Here is a 15,616-nt window from a genome sequence, read left to right as displayed (position 1 = left end):
TGACCACGGAAGGAGAAAGTGATGAAACGACAGAGGCGAATCCTGACCACCCTGATGATCGCGCTGGGCATGGCGGCGATGGTCGCGCCCAGCACCGCGACGGCCGCGCCGTCGGCGGACACGGCTTGGGTCCTGCGGACCCAGTACCTGACGTCCAACCCCGACGGCGGAGATGTCGCCTGCACGGAGTCCCGCCGTATCTACCTGGCCAGCGGCAGCTACAACTGGGGCCTGCGCATCGGCGGGAACGAGTGGGTCACGCGGGACATGTCCCTCGGCGCCGGCTGGTACACCTGGCAGAGTTGCCTGAACCCCGAGTACGGCGACTACATCCACACCTCGGTCCTGGTGCCGGAGAACCCCGACTGGGACGGGGCCGCAACCAGCCGCACTTCGGTGGTCAGCTCGTCTGGCACCCACACGTGGGGCTCGTTCCTCGATCCGCGGTTCTAGCGCTCTGGCTGCGGCACCAGGACTCGCTGGTGCCGCAGCCAGAACCCTGCGTTCGCGCTGGTCTCCGCCTTCAACTCGCACCAGACCGTCTTGCCGTCTGCTCGTGTGTCCACGCCCCACCGTTGTGCGAGCGCATCGAGAATGGCAAGGCCCCGGCCGCCCTCGTCCGTGGCGGTGGCGTGGCGGAGTACTGGCAGCGCACGTGGGTCGGGGTCGCTGACCTCGACGCGGACGTGGCCGTGGTCCGTGCCGGTCACGCGTACGGTCACCGGGGTGCCCTCGCCGAGATGCTCGATGGCGTTCGTCAGCAACTCGCTTGCGCAGAGTCGGACTTCGTAGCTGTGGCAACGGAGGTGGTGACGCAGCTCGGGGACGGACTTCGGGGTGGCGAGCAGGCTGAGTTCGAAGGTCACCGCTCGGCCGCCTCGCGGAGTACGGCGGTGAGTGCGCGGGCCGTGTCGGTGTTGCAGTTCCCGAGCGTGATGAGGCCCGCGGGCGGCTCGTAGGTGGCCGCGAAGGTCGGGAGGTCCATGCGCAGGGACGGGAGCGTGATGCCGTGCAGCGCGAGGGCGGCGCGGAGTTCCTCCAGGCAGAGGGTTGTGTCGTAGCGGGTTGGCATGGGGCTGACCTCTCGTGTGCGCTCTGTGACGAATCCCTCACAGAGTGACGCGAGGCTGGCTACCGTAAAAGAGGGTTCGCGTTCGCGGCCAGGACTGCGGAGGAGGGTGAACGGTGGTACGGCGCAAGGACATCGACGGCTCGATGAGCGTTCCGACCTTCTACGGCAAGGAGTTGCGGTGGAAGCGGGAGGCGGCGGGGTTGTCGTTGGAGGGGCTGCTGGAGGGCATCTTCTACGGCAAGACGTATCTCAGCGACATCGAGCACGGGCAGCGGCGGATGCCGCTCGATCTGGCTCGGCACGCGGATCGGGTGCTGGGGACGGACGGGTTCTTCGAGCGGCATTGCGAGGATGTGAGGAAGGCGCGGAGAGTCGGGCACGCCCCTTACTTCGAGCAGGTCTTGGAGGCGGAGAAGCGCGCCAGGACGATCGAGGAGTGGTGCCCCAGTCTGTTCCCGGGTTTGCTCCAGACCCCGGCCTACGCGCGAGCCGTGGTCCAGGCGACGCACCCGATGTCGCTCGACGAGGAGGCGGAGACGAAGGTCAGCGCCCGGATGGCGCGCGCCGTCCTCTTCGAGGAGGACCACCACACCCCGGCGTACTGGGCGATCCTCCACGAGTCGCTGCTGCTGGACCCGATCCTGCCGCCGCAGGGAATGGCCGAACAGCTCGACCGGATCGTGGAGTTGACCGAGCGCCGTCGCATTGTTCCGCAGATTCTTCTGCGGAAATGTGGACCGCACCCTTTCATGCTCGGTACCGCGAAGATCATGGCCTTCCCGGATGCCCCGCCACTGGTCTACACGGAGTCGCTGCACAGCGGTGACACCATCGACGATCCGGCCCTCGTGGAGGAGTACCGCAAGTCGTACGATCGGCTCAGGGCCGTCGCGCTGTCACCGGAGACGTCCCTGTCCATGATCAAGGCAGCGGCAGAGGATTACCGAAATGGCAAGCAGCCGGACCGACTTGAGTGACGCGCTCTGGTTCAAGAGCAGCTACAGCAACGGCAGCGGCGGGGACTGCGTCGAGATCGCCGACGGCCTCCCCGGCATCGTCCCCGTACGTGACTCCAAGGCCCCCGACGGCCCCGCCCTCGTCCTCACCGCTCACGCTTGGGCCCCGTTCGTCGCGGCGCTCAAGGCCAACGACCCGACCGTCTGAACAGGGGCAGCGCGGACCAACTCGCCGTCGGCTTCTAGTGCCCCCGGAAGGTTCACTGGCACGTCATCTATGTCGGTTATAGAGTGACGTGATAATTGATTATCGCAATTGAGGAGCCTCCCATGTCCCACAAGAACTCTCAGGTGAAGGCTCCGCTCAACAACGATGTCCTGGCCATCGGTATCAGTCCCGAGGCGTTCACGCCGGAGGAACTGGCGTCAATGGATCTGACCGCGGAGAAGCTGGCCGCCCGGATCGAGGGCGGGTGGGCGGCGATCGAGGCGACGGGCATCGTCGGCGAGATGTGCGGCGTCAGCAAGGACCCCGACGAGGCCGAGGCCGAGATTCGAAGGCGGTTCGCCGAGCGCTCCTTCGGGCTGGCGACAATCGGCAGCGGCGTCCGGTTGGTGCCGGAGAACACCGTCCTGTTCGAACGGATCGTCAACGTGCTCGTCGACCTCCAGCCGGGCATCCGGTTGAGCTTCGTCACGGGTCCGGAAAACATGCTCGAAGCGATCCGGCGCTGGCTCGACCGCTAGTGCCGCAAACCAGTTGCTCCGACACCGCCCGCACGGCTACGTCCACGGTGCCGGAGGCAGAGCGTCCGGCGGGCTTTCGTGTTTCCGTGTTGGCATGACGACTCAGACCGTCGAGTACATCCGCTACCACATCCCGGAAGACCAGTCCGCGGAGTTCCTCTCCGCCTACACCAAGGCCGCCGCCCTCCTCGCCGCGGCGCCGCAGTGCGTCGACTTCGAACTCGCCCGCTGCGAGGAGGACTTCGAGCACTACATCCTGCGGATCACCTGGACGTCGACCGAGGATCACCTCGAAGGCTTCCGTAGGTCCGAGCTGTTCACGGACTTCCTTGCCGAGATCCGGCCCTACACCCCCAGCATCCAGGAGATGCGCCACTACAAGCCGACCACCGTCCGGGGCACCGGCTCGGCCGTCCCCACGCTCTACGACTGGGCGGGCGGTGCGGAGGCCTTCGCGCGGCTGACCGAGGTCTTTTACGGCAAGGTGCTGAAGGACGAGGTCCTGGCGCCCGTGTTCGCGGGGCTCGCGCCCGAGCACGCCGAGCATGTGGCGCTCTGGCTCGCCGAGGTGTTCGGTGGGCCGCCGGGCTACTCCGAGACGCAGGGCGGGCACGGCCACATGGTCGCCAAGCACCTGGGCCGGGGCATCACCGAGGTCCAGCGGCGGCGCTGGGTGAACCTCATCCAGGACGCGGCCGACGAGGCGGGCCTGCCGACGGACGCCGAGTTCCGTTCGGCGTTCCTCGCCTACGTGGAGTGGGGCACGCGGCTCGCCGTCCACTTCTCCGGGCCGGATGCCAAGCCGCCGGCGGAGCAGCCGGTGCCGCGGTGGAACTGGGGGGCGGCGCCGCCGTACCGGGGCTGACGGGCCGCGCCACCGGGGTGACATCCGCTCTTCGTGCCGCTACCGGGACGCGGGGTGCTGTCAGGCCGACGGCGCCTTGGAACCCGCCCGGGTCGCGTCCGTGCCCCAGCTGGCCAGGAGGCGCAGGGCATCGGCCGACGGAGAGCCCGGTTCGGCGTGGTAGGTGATCAGGGTCTGTTCCCCGTCGTCGATCAGACGGAACGTCTCGAAGGAGAGGTCGAGGTCGCCGACGAGCGGGTGGTGCATCCGCTTGACGCCGTAGCTCTTCTCCTTGACGTCGTGGGTGGCCCACAGCCGCCTGAACTCCTCGCTCTTCACGGAGAGTTCGCCCACCAGGGCGGACAGCTGCGGGTCGTCCGGGTGGCAGCCCGCGTCCATTCGCAGATGGCTGACGATGTCGGACGCCTTCTGCTCCCACTCGACGAACAGCTCGCGGTACTCCGGCGTCAGGAACGTCATCCGCGCCCAGTTCCGCTCCTGTGGCGGCAGCTGCGACCAGTCGCCGAAGACCGCCGCGGCCATCCGGTTCCAGACGAGGATGTCGGAGCGCCGGCCCACGACGTACGCGGGAATGCCGTCCATCGTGTCCAGCAGCTGTCGCAGCGCGCCCCGCACCTGCTGGGTGCGGGCGGTCTGCTTCTTCTTGTGCTGCTTGGGTTTCGCCAGGTGCGTGAGGTGGTCGTGCTCGGCGTGGGTGAGCCGCAGCGCGCGGGCGATGGAGTCGAGGACCTCCGCCGACACGTTCCGCCCGTTGCCCTGCTCCAGGCGTGTGTAGTACGCCACAGACACCCCGGCCAGCTGCGCCAGCTCCTCGCGGCGCAGCCCCGGCACCCGGCGGTGCCGCCCGAAGTCCGGCAGTCCCACGTCCTCCGGCTTGAGCCGGGCCCGCCGGGTGCGCAGGAACTCGCTGAGCTCGGCACGCCGGTCCAGGGACCCGCCGGCCTCGGGGGAAGGGGCCCCGGGGGAGGGGGCTCCGGCGGGCTCGGGTTGTTCGTCCATGCGTCCAGTATTCCTGGTCGTACGCACACCAACCTGACCCCGCCAGTGGTAGGACCAGCAGACGTAGGTCGAAGCGTGACCTCCCACAACGCCGGTCCGTCGGGCAGGCTGATCTCCGTGCCCGGCCCGAAGGCAGCCGGGCGCGATACCACCGCAAGGAGACCCCCCGGCATGACCACTGTTGCTGCGTACGCCGCCCCCGCCGCCAAGGCTCCGCTGGAGCGCACCACCATCGAGCGTCGCGCGGTCCGCGAGTTCGATGTACTGATCGACATCAAGTTCGCCGGTATCTGCCACTCCGACATCCACCAGGCGCGCGAGGGCTGGGGCGAGGCGATCTTCCCGATGGTCCCGGGCCACGAGATCGCGGGCATCGTCTCCGAGGTCGGCCCCGGCGTGACCAAGTTCAAGGTCGGCGACCGTGTGGGCGTCGGCTGCCTGGTCGACTCCTGCCGCGAGTGCGACAACTGCAAGGACGGACTGGAGCAGTACTGCACGGGCGGTAGCGTCGGCACGTACAACGCCCTCGACAAGAACGGCGAGCCCACCTACGGCGGCTACTCCGAGAAGATCGTCGTCGACGAGAGCTTCACCGTCCGCATCCCCGACGGCCTCTCCCTCGACGTGGCCGCCCCGCTGCTGTGCGCCGGCATCACCACGTACTCCCCGCTGAAGCACTGGAACGCCGGCCCCGGCAAGAAGGTCGCGATCCTCGGCATGGGCGGCCTCGGCCACATGGGCGTCAAGATCGCGCACGCGCTCGGCGCGGAGGTCACCGTCCTCTCGCAGTCCCTGCGCAAGAAGGACGACGGCCTCAAGCTGGGCGCCGACCACTACTACGCCACCAGCGACCCGAAGACCTTCGAGGAGCTGGCCGGCACCTTCGACCTGATCGTCTCGACGGTCTCGGCGCCCCTCGACTTCGGCGCGTTCCTCTCGCTGCTGAAGACGGACGGCGCCCTGGTGAACGTCGGCGCCCCCGAGGAGCCCATCTCCCTCAACCTCTTCTCGGTGATCGCCGGCCGCAAGACCCTCGCCGGCTCCGGCATCGGCGGCATCCAGGAGACCCAGGAGATGCTGGACTTCTGCGCGGAGCACGGCATCGGTTCGGAGATCGAGCTGATCGGCGCGTCCGAGATCAACGACGCGTACGAGCGCGTGCTCGCGAGTGATGTGCGGTACCGGTTCGTGATCGACACAGCGACGATCTGATCTCTACTTCGCGTGCGGCCCCGGCGGGTTTGGTGACCTGCCGGGGCCTCAGCGTGTCGCCGTACGGCGGCCCAGCAGCCACAGCAGATACGGCCCGCCGACCAGCGACGTGAGCGCCCCCACCGGGATCTCCAGCGGTGGCAGCAGCGTGCGGGCCGCGAGGTCGGCGGCGACGAGGACGACCGCACCCGTCAACGCCGAGCAGAGCAACGGCAGTTGGGGCGTGCGGGTGATCCGGCGGGCCAGCTGGGGCGCGGTCAGGGCGACGAACCCGATCGGTCCCGCCGCCCCGGTCGCCGTCGCCGCCAGGACGACGCCGAGCACGGTCAGGCCGAGCCGGACCCGGTCCACCCGTACGCCGAGCGCGGCCGCCGTGGCCGGATCGAGCCCGAGCGGACGCAGGGCCCGGCTCGCCCACACCAGCGCGGGCAGCGACAGCAGTAGTACGACGGCCAGGGGCCCCGCCTGTTCCCAGCCGCGCCCGTTGAGGCTGCCGGTCAGCCACAGCTTGACCTGCTCGGCGGCCTCCAGCTCGCTGTCGGTGAGGTAGAGCTGGACGATCGCCGACAGCGCGACGCCGATACCGACCCCGGTCAGCACGAACCGGCTCGGCTGCATACCGCGCCGCCACGCCAGCACATACACCAGCGCCGCCGCCGCGAGCCCGCCCGCGACGGAGACGGCGGGCATCGCGCCCGGTGAGCTGACGGTCCCTGTCGCCAGCGCGAGCACCGTCGCGGCGGCTGCCCCATGTCCTACGCCGATCACGTCCGGGCTGGCCAGCGGGTTGCGGGTGACGGTCTGCACGAGCGCCCCCGCCAGCCCGAGCGCGGCCCCCACCAGCGCCCCGAGCACGATCCGCGGCACCCGCAACTCCCCGACGACGAGGTCGTAGGGCCCGGCTCCGGTGCGCAGGGTGCGCCAGACCTCGGCGGGGGAGACGTACGTCTGGCCCACGCAGGCCGAGGCGAGCATGACGGCCGCGAGGAGTACGAGAAGGGTGGCGGCGGCTGCCGCGGAGCGGCGGTGGAGGAGGAGGGAGATGCGGGGGTGGGGGCGCAGGACGGTGAGGTCGGACGCGAGGGTGCCCGGCGTCGGTGCTGAGGGGCGGGACGCGCGGCCCGGCGCTGACGGGGTGCCGCCCTTCTGTGGGTCGGGAGCCGCCCGAGCGGCACGACGGCCCGCGGACTGACGGCTCATGCGGCCACGCCCTTCTGTGGGCCGGGAGCCGCCCGAGCGGCACGACGGCCCGCCGACTGACGGCTCATGCGCCCACGCCCTTCCGCCGCACCAGAAGCACCAGCACCGGCACCCCCACCAACGCCGTCATCACCCCGGCCGGCACCTCCGCCGGAGGCCTCACCACGCGCCCCGCCACATCCGCCCCCAGCAGCAGCGCCGCGCCCAGCAGCGCGGACAGTGGCAGCACGGCGCGATGCCCGCCGGAGACCAGGCGGCGGGCCAGGTGAGGCACGGCGAGGCCGACGAAGGCGATCGGGCCGGCGGCGGCGACCGCGGCTGCCGTGAGGAGGGTCGCCCCGAGTGCCGCCGTACCCCGTACGAGCTGGACCCGGTGCCCCAGCGCCCGCGCCGTCTCGTCCCCCAGCGCCAGCGCGTCCAGCCCCCGCGCGCAGGCCAGCACCAGGACCGCACCGGCGAGGAGGAACGGCAGCATCCGTACGACCGTGTCCGCGTCCCGCCCGCTCAGCGCGCCCACTTGCCAGAAGCGGAACTGGTCCAGCGTGGCCGAGCTGGAGGTGAGGACGAGGGTCGTGGCACCGGCCGTCATCGCGGACAGGGCCGTCCCCGCCAGCGCCAGCTTCACCGGCGAGGCCCCTTCCCGGCCGCGCGTCGCGACGCCGTACACCAGGCAGGCGGCGACGACGGCACCGGCGAAGGCGTACCAGACGTATCCGCCGAAGCCGTTCGCCAGCCCGAAGCCGATCGCGAGGACGACGCCGGCCGCCGCGCCCTGGCTCAGCCCGAGGATGCCGGGGTCGGCGAGCGGATTGCGGGTGACCGCCTGGAGCGCGGCCCCGGCGACGCCGAGCGCGGCCCCCGCCGTCAGCCCGATCTCGGTCCGCGGCAGCCGCAGCGACCGTACGACGAGGGCGTCCGGTGAACCCCCGCCGTGCAGCAGGGCGTCGAGCACGGCGGACGGCGGGACCTGCCGGGTGCCGACGGCGAGACTGAGCACGCCGACGGCGGCCATCGCGAGGACGGCCGCCGCGAGGACGGCCATCCGCCCGGTGAGGTTGGCCGCCGGCCGGGCGAGAAGGGCCGCCGGCCGGGCGAGGATGGCCGCGGGCCGGGCGAGGTGTTTCGGGCTCATGGGCGGTTCGGGCTCACTTGCCGAGGTGCTCGGCGAGCTGACGTATCACCAGACGCGCGGCGGTGGGACCGGCGTTGAGGTACCAGGGGTCGTCGTCGACCTTCACCGCGTGCCCGGCCTCGACGGCCTTCATCGACTTCCACAGCGGTCCCGCGACCACGCTCGCGGCGTCGGTCTTCCCGGCGTCCCCCTGCACCGAGTAGAAGATCCAGTCGCCGTCGGCGGTGTCGACGCTCTCCGGGCCGATGTCCTCGGAAATGGCGTTGAACTGCTGGGACTTGGGCCGCTGGAGCCCCATGTCGACGGCGATGGACCCGGTGAAGGACGAGACGCCGAACATCCGGGTGCGGTCGGGCGTGAACCGCACCATGGAGACGGCCGGGTCGCCCGCGAGGGCCTTCCCCTTCGCCTGCGCGTCCTCGACGATCCCGTCGAGCAGGCCCTGCGCCGCCGCGCCCTTGCCGACGGCCTCGCCGACGAGCAGCAGGTCGCGCTTCCAGTTGATGCCGTTGCCGGCCGTGATCACAGTGGGCGCGATCTTCGACAGCTTGGGGTAGAGGTCGCCGAGCGAGTCGTTGGCCAGGATCAGATCCGGCTTGGCCGCGGCCAGGGACTCCAGGTTGGGTGCCTGCCGGGTGCCCGCGTCGGTCATACCGGCGAGCCCCGCCTTGTCCTTCGGGAAGGCGTCGGCGAGGTAGTCGGGCACGAGCCCGGCGTTGTCGGCGCGGGTGGTGGCCGTCGGGACGATCCCCAGGGACAGCAGGTCGTCGAGCTGGCCGGTGCTGAGGACGGCGATCTTCTCGGGCTCGGCCTCGATCGTGGTCCTGCCCTTGAAGTGGGTGACGGTCCGCGGGAAGGTCCCGTCGGTGTCCGGGTCGGCGCCCATGCCGTCCGCGAGGACGCTCGGCGCGGCGGACGGGCCCTGGGTGGCTCCCGCCGAGGCGCCCATCACGGGGTTGCGCGAGCCGGCCGCCTGCTCGGCGCTCCCGTCACCCCCGTCCGACGACGAGCAGCCGGTGAGCAGCCCTCCGACAACGGTCGCGGCCGCAACGGCCTTTACTGCTGCTGTACGCACGGCTACTCCGACGGTCTGTTCGTTCGGTCTGGTCATTCGGTCTGGTCGTTTGCTAAGGCAAGTTGTAAGGCGAGCCTTACCTTAACCGTTCGCGGAGTATGTTGAGTTACGAGGAGGCCCGCACTCGATGTCTCGACATATGAGGAGGCCCGCACGATGACCGTTCAGCTGAACCACACCATCGTCGCCGCACACGACAAGCACGCATCGGCCCGGTTCCTCGCCGACATCCTGGGACTGAAGGTGAGCCCGCAGTACGGCCCCTTCATCCCGGTCGAGATCCCGAACGGCGTGACCCTGGACTACCTGGACACGGCCGAGTCGATCACCCCGCAGCACTACGCCTTCCTCGTCTCCGAGGGCGACTTCGACACGATCTTCGCCCGCGTCCGGGAGGCGGGCCTGACGTACTGGGCGGACCCGTTCCACCGACGCCCCGGGGAGATCAACCACAACGACGGCGGCCGGGGCGCGTACTTCGACGACCCGAACGGCCACAACCTGGAGATTCTCACGAGGCCTTACGGCAGCGGAGGTTGATCGGCGCTCCTGACGCCGATCGGGGTCCCGATGCTGATCGGGGCTCCCGATGACTTTGCCAGCTCTTTACAACTGACCTCGGTGCTGCCTCGTCTCTCCGCTCGATCCGTAACGCAGTCCGCCGCGTCCACCGGGCGGATCGACGAGAGAGAGCACTTGATGCGCCGAACTGTCCTCAGCGCCCTGGCACTCGCGTGCACCGCCGTGCTGGCGAGCACCGTGCCCGCGTTCGCCGACGGGACGAGCCCGACCCCCGTCCCCACGAGCGCCCCGGCGACCGACACACCGAGCCCCGCACCGACCGGGGGCACGGAGGTGACACCGTCCGCCGCACCGAGTGAGGGTTCGGACGAGGCACCGACCGTCGCACCGTCCGAGGGTTCGGGCCAGGTCTCCGTCGTGCCCAGCGGTGCCCCGGACACAGGTGTGGCGCCCGGGTCGTCCTCGCCCTCCGGAACCGAGAGCGCGCTGGTCGGCGGCGGTGCCGCCGCGGTGGTCGTCGGTGGCGGCGCGGCGGTCCTTCTCATACGTCGCCGGCGGGCGACCGGGGCATGACGTCGCCGCTCTCCAGGCGAGCCTTCGCCACCGCGGCCATGGCTTCGCTGCTCGTGAGCTGCGGCGGCCCCCGGACCGGCCAGGGCACGACCGCACCCGCCGCGAGCACGGCACCCCCGACTGCGCGGTCCTCCGCGAACGCGGCGCGCGCCCTTGACCGTTCGGTCCCGGTCCGGTTGGAGATCCCGGCCATCGACGTCAACACCTCGGTCATGCGGCTGGGGTTGGCCTCGGACGGCACCGTGCAAGTGCCCCCGATCACGGCGAATGACCGGGCCGGCTGGTACCGCCACTCGCCGACGCCGGGCCAGACCGGCCCGTCGGTGATCCTCGGCCATGTCACGGTCGGCACCGACGGGGACGGGGTCTTCCACGACCTCGCGCGCTTGCGGCGGGGCGAGCGGATCGTGGCGCGCCTGGAGAACGGCTCGTCGGCGGTGTTCGCCGTCACCGCCGTACGGACGGTCGCCAAGGCCGACTTCCCGGCGGACGCGGTCTACGGCGACGTGGACCGCCCTGAGCTGCGGCTCATCACGTGCGGCGGCCCGCGCACCGGTGACGGCTACGCCGACAACGTGATCGTGTTCGCGACGCTGAGCTCCACGAGCCCCTGACCAGCGAGCCCCGGACCCGCGGGTCCGGATCCTGGGCGGCGGGAACCGTACACCGCGGCCCGGGATCCTTCCCCACGAGTGCCATACAAGCCCCACGAGTGCCGTACGAGCCCCACGAGTGCCATACCAGCCCCACGAGCATGGAGAACGTTGAAACGGTCCCGCGAGACGGCCGCGTCCGAGCTGTTCGCCGCCCTCTACCCGCGCTTGGCCGGCTGGTGCCGCCGGCTGGTCGACGACGACGAGACGGCCCACGAGATCGCCTCGGAGGCGTTCACCCGGCTCTGGGCCCGCTGGACATCCGTCGCGGAGCCCCAGGGCTTCCTCTACGTCACCGCGGCCAACCTCGTCCGGGACCACTGGCGCAAGCTGGAGCGCGAGCGCAGAGCCGTCCGCCGGGCCACCGTCGAGGCCGCCGTACGCCCGCAGACCGAGCAGGCCGACCCCTCGGTCCGCCTGCTCGTGCAGTCGCTGCCGGAACGACTGCGCGTGCCGATCCTGCTGCACTACTACGCTGACATGCCGATCCGGGAAGTGTCCGTGCTGACCGGACGCAAGGAAGGAACCGTCAAGGCCGACCTCCACGCGGCCCGCGAACTGCTCCGCGCCCACCTGAGGAGAAGCCTTGACCACACACTTTGACGAGGATCCGGACTTCGAGCCCGACGACCCCCTGGCCGTCATCCTGCGACCGCCCGCCGAGCACCTCGGCCCCCCGCCCGGCCACTACGAGACGATCCGCCGCACCGCGGCCCGCCGCCGGCTGCTCCGGGCCGCGCTCGCGGTCGGCGCGACGTGCGCCGTCGCCGCCCTCGTCGCGCTGCCCCTGAGCCTTTCTACCCACCAGGCACCCGCGTCGCCGTCGGTCCCCCTCGCCCCGCCACCCGCGAGCAGCCCGACGCCCGAGAACAGCCCGACGCCGACCGACATCCCCTCGGTCGCGCCCTCCCCATCGGTGTCCTCCCCGCCGTCCCTCGGATCCGACGCTCCCCACCCCGTCACGGAGCCCGCGACCGACGACCCGGGCACCCCGACCAGCCAGGGCACCTCCACCCGCGCCCCGTCGGAGACACCGTCCGCCGGCACCGACACCACACCCGAGAGCACGGGGCGGCCGTAGACGCCCTCGCCCCCACCGGCCGCCATCGCGCCCAGCCGTGAGGAACCGAACCCATGGACCACAACGCCCCCGGCCGACCCGGCCGCGGCAGACCCGTCCGCGGTACGGCCCGCATGCGCGCGGGCCTCGGCGTCGCCGCGGTACTCGCCGTCGCCGGCCCCTCCCTCATGCCGACCGCGGCGGAAGCCGGCCCCGCGGTCCCCGCGCCGGCCACGCAGTGGTCGACCCAGACCCTCGCACCCGGCGTACAGGTACGTACCGGACCCATCCGGCACGCCGACGTCACACCCACCTGGACGGTCGCCGTCCAGTCCCCGGGCGTCAGCCGGCTGACCGGCGCCCCGACCTGGTCCGAGGTCGGCACCCGGAGCTGGGCCGACACCACGGCGCGAAAGCTGCGCGACGCGGGGTTCCAGCCGCGCGTGGAGAGCGTCCGGTGGCCCCGCTACGCCGACACCCCGCACGGGGTCATGGGACTTCGGGTACGGATCGGTGCTCCGCACAGGCCGACGCCCGGTCCACGGCGGCGGCGATCACCTCGGCCGGGTTCCGCACCTCCGTCGCCTGGACCGGGTACCACGTCCAGCAGCCGGCCGACCGGGAGAACGTCCATGTCGCGGTGATCGACCCGCGCCTCTTCAAGGGCACCGTCGAGGGCACCCACGACGGCGATGTCACGCGGCGCAGGACGACTTCGTCGGTCGCCGCCCGGCTGAACTCACTGGTCGCCGTCAACGGCGGCTTCTTCGTGACCTCGGACGCCGACGGCGTGCAGGGCACCATGTCCGGCCTGGGCGCCTACGACGGCCGGTTGGGGTCGATGGCGGCCGGCGCGCGGGCCGCGCTGATCCTCGGCGACGGCGGCAGCCACATCCGCGTCGCTGATCTGACCACCACCGTCACCGCCCGCGCGGGGAACTCCTCGTACCGGATCCAGGGCATCAACCGGGTGCCGGGACTGGTGCGTGACTGCGGCCGCCCCGGCGCGGTACCCAGCGCCCTGCCCTGGCAGGACGTCACCTGCCGACTGACTGACGACCTGGTCCGCTTCACACCGAGTTCGGTGCCGACCTGCCCACCGGGCCCGGCACGCAGGCGGTGCTCGACGCGTCCGGCCGGGTGGTGTCGGTCGGTGCGCGCGGGGGCCGGGTACCGGCGGGCGGAAGCGTTCTCCAGGGCATCGGCGGCGCGGGCGACTGGCTGACCGCGAACGCCGACCCCGGCAGCCGGGTCCGCGTCGCCGAGGTCGTCCGCGACACCAGCGGCCGACGCGTCGAACTCGACGGTGACGACTCCATCGTGAGTGCCGCCCCCACCCTGGTGAAGGACGGCCGCGTCGACATCGACGCGGCGGCCGAGGGCGTGGTCGACCCGCAGGACCTGTCCTTCGGCTACGCCTGGGCCAACGCCCGCCAGCCGCGCACCATGGCGGGTGTCGACGCCAGGGGCCGCCTCATCCTGGCCACGGTCGACGGCCGGCAGACCGGCGGCAGCGCGGGCTTCACGCTCTACGAGGCCGCCGAGTTCGTGCACTCGCTCGGCGCCGTGCAGGCCCTGAACCTCGACGGCGGCGGCTCCACCGCGATGGCCGTCCGCGGCGCCCTGGTCAACAATCCCTCGGACGCGACGGGTGAGCGTGCGGTGGGGGACACGGTTCAGGTGCTCCCGAAGGAATCGCCTGGAACTCTCGCGCGTTGAGCGGAGTGGGCGTGGGATGCCGGTGGTGTCCGAGCCGATGAGCCCGAGTGACCGAACTGACGGATATTGGAGGGGTCGCAATGGCTGCGCAGACGCAGAGGGCCGTGCTGGCGGGCGGATGCTTCTGGGGGATGGAGGAACTGATCCGCCGACTCCCAGGCGTGACGGCGACCCGGGTCGGATACACCGGCGGGGACGTGCCCAACGCGACGTACCGTAACCACGGCACGCACGCGGAGGCCATTGAGATCCTTTTCGACCCCGCGAAGACCGATTTCCGCGCGATCCTGGAGTACTTCTTCCAGATCCACGACCCGAGCACCAAGAACCGCCAGGGCAACGACATCGGCCTCAGCTACCGCTCGGCGATCTACTACGTGGATGACGAGCAGAAGCGGATCGCCGAGGACACGATCGCGGATGTGGACGCCTCCGGACTGTGGCCCGGCAAGGTCGTCACCGAGGTGGAGCCGGTCGGCCCCTTCTGGGAGGCCGAGCCCGAGCACCAGGACTACCTTCAGCGTTACCCGAACGGCTACACCTGCCACTTCCCGCGCCCGGGATGGCGGCTGCCCGCCCGAGCGGAGGGCTGACTCGGCGCAACCGCATCCCCTTCTGGGGCAGCTGTCACCCCTCAGCCCTGACAGAACTCCGCCTCGACGGCCGCGTCCTCCAGCTTCTGCTCACCCCAGTCGCCATTGCGATTCATGGTCAGGACCTGCTGGCCGTCCGCCGAGACCATCGTCCGGGTCGCGGATCCGGGGATCATGCCGCCGTGGCCCCAGGCCCAGCAGTCCGCTTTGAGCTTGAAGTGCCGGATGCCGAGGCCGTAGACGTCCTCCGGTCCGCCGTGGCCCTTGTCCCCGTCGACAGGGACCGCCTCGAGCAACTCCCGCTGCTGGGCGGCGGGGAGCAGCTTGCCGCCGAGCAACTCCGACAGGAAGGTGTTCACGTCGCCGACGGTCGAGATCATCTGTCCGGCCGAGAAGGCCACCGTGGGGCTGAACTCGGTGACGTCGCGAACCTTTGCGTGCGGCGGGTCCTCGAAGAGCGTGGAGTAGTGCGTCGCATGCGGTGAGGGAACCTTCGGCGAGGTGCCGGGGACACTGGTGCCTTCCAGGGCGAGCGGCTCGATGACGAGTCGCTCGACCGCGTCCTTGTAGGTGCCGCGAGTGACCTTCTCGATGATCATTCCGGCGAGGATGTAGTTGGTGTCGGAGTAGTCCCATTCGCCCGCCCTGCCGGGCCTGCTGCCCTGCTCGGGCTGAAAGTTCGGCGGGTGGGCGAGCGCGATGTCCAGCAGATCCGCGGGGGCCCACCTGGTGTAGCGGTTCTTGTCGAACTCATCGCCGGCGTACTCGGCGCGGAATCCCTCGTCCATGTTGTAGTCGAAAATCCCGCTCGTATGGTTGAGCAGGTGCCGCACGGTGATGTTCCCGGGCTTGTAGCCCGCGCCGCGCACCACCCCGGGCAGCCATTGCTCGACGCTGTCGTCCAGCGACAGCCTCCCCCTGGCTTCGAGCTTGAGAAGCACTGTGGCGGTGAAGGTCTTGGTCACGCTGGCGATGCGGAACTTCTCTTCGGGGCTGCGCCGATCCCTGGTGGTGAGGTCGCCGACACCGGCCCGGCCGTTCCACTCCCCGTGGTCGTCCCGCACCTGGGCGATGACACCCGGGGTGCCTTGCTCCACGATCTCGTCCAAGGCCGCCTGGGTCCTCGCGTGTAATCGCGAACCCTGGTGGCGGGAATCGGCGAGCGCGGGGACAGCGGCGACGAGTGAAGCCACCGTGGTGAGGAGGACGAGGAGACGGCGCGATGACTGGAGATTTCT

Annotated in this window: 22 protein-coding genes; 15 read left to right on the top strand and 7 right to left on the bottom strand. The window is 70.9% G+C overall.

The features are described 5' to 3' along the window. The first annotated feature begins 21 nt into the window (after positions 1-21). Positions 22-453, top strand: a complete 432-nt coding sequence (locus tag AB0I77_RS10560; RefSeq protein WP_363282018.1) for a hypothetical protein — start codon at positions 22-24, stop codon at positions 451-453. Here AB0I77_RS10560 and AB0I77_RS10555 read toward each other — a convergent pair. Together AB0I77_RS10555 and AB0I77_RS10550 are read right to left on the bottom strand one after the other, a co-directional pair. Then, positions 450-866 carry an ATP-binding protein gene (locus AB0I77_RS10555; protein ID WP_363282017.1) on the bottom strand — a complete coding sequence of 139 codons (417 nt, stop codon included), beginning with the start codon at positions 864-866 and terminating at the stop codon, positions 450-452. The two genes, AB0I77_RS10560 and AB0I77_RS10555, sit on opposite strands and share 4 nt — an antisense overlap. Then, on the bottom strand, positions 863-1,072 hold the full coding sequence (locus tag AB0I77_RS10550) for a hypothetical protein (RefSeq protein ID WP_363282015.1): 210 nt from the start codon (positions 1,070-1,072) through the stop codon (positions 863-865). The genes AB0I77_RS10555 and AB0I77_RS10550 overlap by 4 nt, the downstream gene beginning before the upstream one ends. 113 nt (positions 1,073-1,185) lie before the next feature. Here AB0I77_RS10550 and AB0I77_RS10545 point away from each other — a divergent pair, with 113 nt between their 5' ends. The 4 genes from AB0I77_RS10545 (at position 1,186) to AB0I77_RS10530 (ending at position 3,640) form a co-directional block, all read left to right on the top strand. Next, positions 1,186-2,049 carry a helix-turn-helix transcriptional regulator gene (locus AB0I77_RS10545; RefSeq protein WP_363282014.1) on the top strand — a complete coding sequence of 288 codons (864 nt, stop codon included), beginning with the start codon at positions 1,186-1,188 and terminating at the stop codon, positions 2,047-2,049. After that, a complete protein-coding gene (locus tag AB0I77_RS10540) occupies positions 2,021-2,236 on the top strand; it encodes a DUF397 domain-containing protein (RefSeq protein ID WP_363282013.1) in 216 nt (71 codons plus the stop codon). Before AB0I77_RS10545 ends, AB0I77_RS10540 begins: the two co-directional genes overlap by 29 nt. 122 nt (positions 2,237-2,358) lie before the next feature. Beyond that, positions 2,359-2,775, top strand: a complete 417-nt coding sequence (locus tag AB0I77_RS10535; RefSeq protein WP_363282011.1) for a hypothetical protein — start codon at positions 2,359-2,361, stop codon at positions 2,773-2,775. A 94-nt stretch (positions 2,776-2,869) separates the two neighbouring features. Continuing rightward, a complete protein-coding gene (locus AB0I77_RS10530) occupies positions 2,870-3,640 on the top strand; it encodes an antibiotic biosynthesis monooxygenase (RefSeq protein ID WP_363282009.1) in 771 nt (256 codons plus the stop codon). 60 nt (positions 3,641-3,700) lie between these two features. Here the strand turns inward: AB0I77_RS10530 and AB0I77_RS10525 are convergent, their stop codons facing one another. Further along, entirely contained in the window at positions 3,701-4,639 is a 939-nt protein-coding gene (locus AB0I77_RS10525; RefSeq protein WP_363282007.1) for a helix-turn-helix transcriptional regulator, read from the bottom strand. Positions 4,640-4,810: 171 nt separating this feature from the next. Between AB0I77_RS10525 and AB0I77_RS10520 the strand changes: the two genes are divergently transcribed. Further along, positions 4,811-5,851: an NAD(P)-dependent alcohol dehydrogenase gene (locus AB0I77_RS10520; protein ID WP_363282006.1), complete on the top strand. Its 1,041-nt coding sequence runs from the start codon at positions 4,811-4,813 to the stop codon at positions 5,849-5,851. 48 nt (positions 5,852-5,899) lie between these two features. Here AB0I77_RS10520 and AB0I77_RS10515 read toward each other — a convergent pair whose 3' ends face one another. The 3 genes from AB0I77_RS10515 to AB0I77_RS10505 all read right to left on the bottom strand — a co-directional run bounded on the left by AB0I77_RS10515 (position 5,900) and on the right by AB0I77_RS10505 (position 9,258). After that, positions 5,900-7,051 (bottom strand): iron ABC transporter permease, encoded by a 1,152-nt coding sequence (locus AB0I77_RS10515; protein ID WP_363282004.1) that lies wholly within the window; start codon positions 7,049-7,051, stop codon positions 5,900-5,902. 64 nt (positions 7,052-7,115) lie between these two features. Next, a complete protein-coding gene (locus tag AB0I77_RS10510; protein WP_363282086.1) occupies positions 7,116-8,093 on the bottom strand; it encodes an iron ABC transporter permease in 978 nt (325 codons plus the stop codon). A 103-nt stretch (positions 8,094-8,196) separates the two neighbouring features. Continuing rightward, positions 8,197-9,258: an iron-siderophore ABC transporter substrate-binding protein gene (locus AB0I77_RS10505; RefSeq protein WP_363282003.1), complete on the bottom strand. Its 1,062-nt coding sequence runs from the start codon at positions 9,256-9,258 to the stop codon at positions 8,197-8,199. A gap of 156 nt (positions 9,259-9,414) precedes the next feature. On the opposite strand from AB0I77_RS10505, the gene AB0I77_RS10500 reads away from it, so the two are divergent. From AB0I77_RS10500 to msrA, 9 genes are all read left to right on the top strand, one after another. Then, complete coding sequence (locus AB0I77_RS10500; protein WP_363282002.1) at positions 9,415-9,798, top strand: VOC family protein; 384 nt, start codon at positions 9,415-9,417, stop codon at positions 9,796-9,798. Positions 9,799-9,957: 159 nt separating this feature from the next. Beyond that, positions 9,958-10,353 (top strand): sortase-dependent protein, encoded by a 396-nt coding sequence (locus AB0I77_RS10495; protein WP_363282001.1) that lies wholly within the window; start codon positions 9,958-9,960, stop codon positions 10,351-10,353. Then, positions 10,350-10,967 (top strand): class F sortase, encoded by a 618-nt coding sequence (locus AB0I77_RS10490; protein WP_363282000.1) that lies wholly within the window; start codon positions 10,350-10,352, stop codon positions 10,965-10,967. The genes AB0I77_RS10495 and AB0I77_RS10490 overlap by 4 nt, the downstream gene beginning before the upstream one ends. 150 nt (positions 10,968-11,117) lie before the next feature. After that, positions 11,118-11,609 (top strand): RNA polymerase sigma factor, encoded by a 492-nt coding sequence (locus AB0I77_RS10485; protein WP_363281999.1) that lies wholly within the window; start codon positions 11,118-11,120, stop codon positions 11,607-11,609. Beyond that, positions 11,593-12,087 carry a hypothetical protein gene (locus AB0I77_RS10480; RefSeq protein ID WP_363281998.1) on the top strand — a complete coding sequence of 165 codons (495 nt, stop codon included), beginning with the start codon at positions 11,593-11,595 and terminating at the stop codon, positions 12,085-12,087. Before AB0I77_RS10485 ends, AB0I77_RS10480 begins: the two co-directional genes overlap by 17 nt. Positions 12,088-12,140: 53 nt before the next feature. Continuing rightward, on the top strand, positions 12,141-12,710 hold the full coding sequence (locus AB0I77_RS10475) for a hypothetical protein (protein WP_363281997.1): 570 nt from the start codon (positions 12,141-12,143) through the stop codon (positions 12,708-12,710). Further along, on the top strand, positions 12,707-13,291 hold the full coding sequence (locus tag AB0I77_RS10470; protein WP_363281996.1) for a hypothetical protein: 585 nt from the start codon (positions 12,707-12,709) through the stop codon (positions 13,289-13,291). The genes AB0I77_RS10475 and AB0I77_RS10470 overlap by 4 nt, the downstream gene beginning before the upstream one ends. After that, complete coding sequence (locus AB0I77_RS10465) at positions 13,210-13,785, top strand: phosphodiester glycosidase family protein (RefSeq protein WP_363281995.1); 576 nt, start codon at positions 13,210-13,212, stop codon at positions 13,783-13,785. The genes AB0I77_RS10470 and AB0I77_RS10465 overlap by 82 nt, the downstream gene beginning before the upstream one ends. Positions 13,786-13,865: 80 nt before the next feature. Continuing rightward, the gene (gene msrA, locus AB0I77_RS10460; protein WP_363281994.1) at positions 13,866-14,378 is read left to right on the top strand and encodes a peptide-methionine (S)-S-oxide reductase MsrA; all 513 of its coding nucleotides are present in this window, start codon (positions 13,866-13,868) and stop codon (positions 14,376-14,378) included. Between the two features lie 41 nt (positions 14,379-14,419). Here msrA and AB0I77_RS10455 read toward each other — a convergent pair whose 3' ends face one another. Further along, positions 14,420-15,487, bottom strand: a complete 1,068-nt coding sequence (locus AB0I77_RS10455; protein ID WP_363281992.1) for a serine hydrolase domain-containing protein — start codon at positions 15,485-15,487, stop codon at positions 14,420-14,422. Between the last annotated feature and the right edge of the window lie 129 nt (positions 15,488-15,616).

The sequence above is a fragment of the Streptomyces sp. NPDC050619 genome, assembly GCF_040654815.1.
Classification (GTDB): Bacteria; Actinomycetota; Actinomycetes; order Streptomycetales; family Streptomycetaceae; genus Streptomyces.
Note: the sequence above shows the minus strand (reverse complement) of the source record. Positions and strands in the feature narration are given on the sequence as shown.

Excerpts from the sequence above, each read along its gene's own strand:
- AB0I77_RS10560 (WP_363282018.1), top strand. The coding sequence starts at position 22 with ATGAAACGACAGAGGCGAATCCTGACCACCCTGATGATCGCGCTGGGC.
- AB0I77_RS10550 (WP_363282015.1), bottom strand. The coding sequence starts at position 1,072 with ATGCCAACCCGCTACGACACAACCCTCTGCCTGGAGGAACTCCGCGCC.
- AB0I77_RS10540 (WP_363282013.1), top strand. The coding sequence starts at position 2,021 with ATGGCAAGCAGCCGGACCGACTTGAGTGACGCGCTCTGGTTCAAGAGC.
- AB0I77_RS10535 (WP_363282011.1), top strand. The coding sequence starts at position 2,359 with ATGTCCCACAAGAACTCTCAGGTGAAGGCTCCGCTCAACAACGATGTC.
- AB0I77_RS10530 (WP_363282009.1), top strand. The coding sequence starts at position 2,870 with ATGACGACTCAGACCGTCGAGTACATCCGCTACCACATCCCGGAAGAC.
- AB0I77_RS10525 (WP_363282007.1), bottom strand. The coding sequence starts at position 4,639 with ATGGACGAACAACCCGAGCCCGCCGGAGCCCCCTCCCCCGGGGCCCCT.
- AB0I77_RS10520 (WP_363282006.1), top strand. The coding sequence starts at position 4,811 with ATGACCACTGTTGCTGCGTACGCCGCCCCCGCCGCCAAGGCTCCGCTG.
- AB0I77_RS10515 (WP_363282004.1), bottom strand. The coding sequence starts at position 7,051 with ATGAGCCGTCAGTCCGCGGGCCGTCGTGCCGCTCGGGCGGCTCCCGAC.
- AB0I77_RS10510 (WP_363282086.1), bottom strand. The coding sequence starts at position 8,093 with ATGGCCGTCCTCGCGGCGGCCGTCCTCGCGATGGCCGCCGTCGGCGTG.
- AB0I77_RS10500 (WP_363282002.1), top strand. The coding sequence starts at position 9,415 with ATGACCGTTCAGCTGAACCACACCATCGTCGCCGCACACGACAAGCAC.
- AB0I77_RS10495 (WP_363282001.1), top strand. The coding sequence starts at position 9,958 with ATGCGCCGAACTGTCCTCAGCGCCCTGGCACTCGCGTGCACCGCCGTG.
- AB0I77_RS10490 (WP_363282000.1), top strand. The coding sequence starts at position 10,350 with ATGACGTCGCCGCTCTCCAGGCGAGCCTTCGCCACCGCGGCCATGGCT.
- AB0I77_RS10475 (WP_363281997.1), top strand. The coding sequence starts at position 12,141 with ATGGACCACAACGCCCCCGGCCGACCCGGCCGCGGCAGACCCGTCCGC.
- msrA (WP_363281994.1), top strand. The coding sequence starts at position 13,866 with ATGGCTGCGCAGACGCAGAGGGCCGTGCTGGCGGGCGGATGCTTCTGG.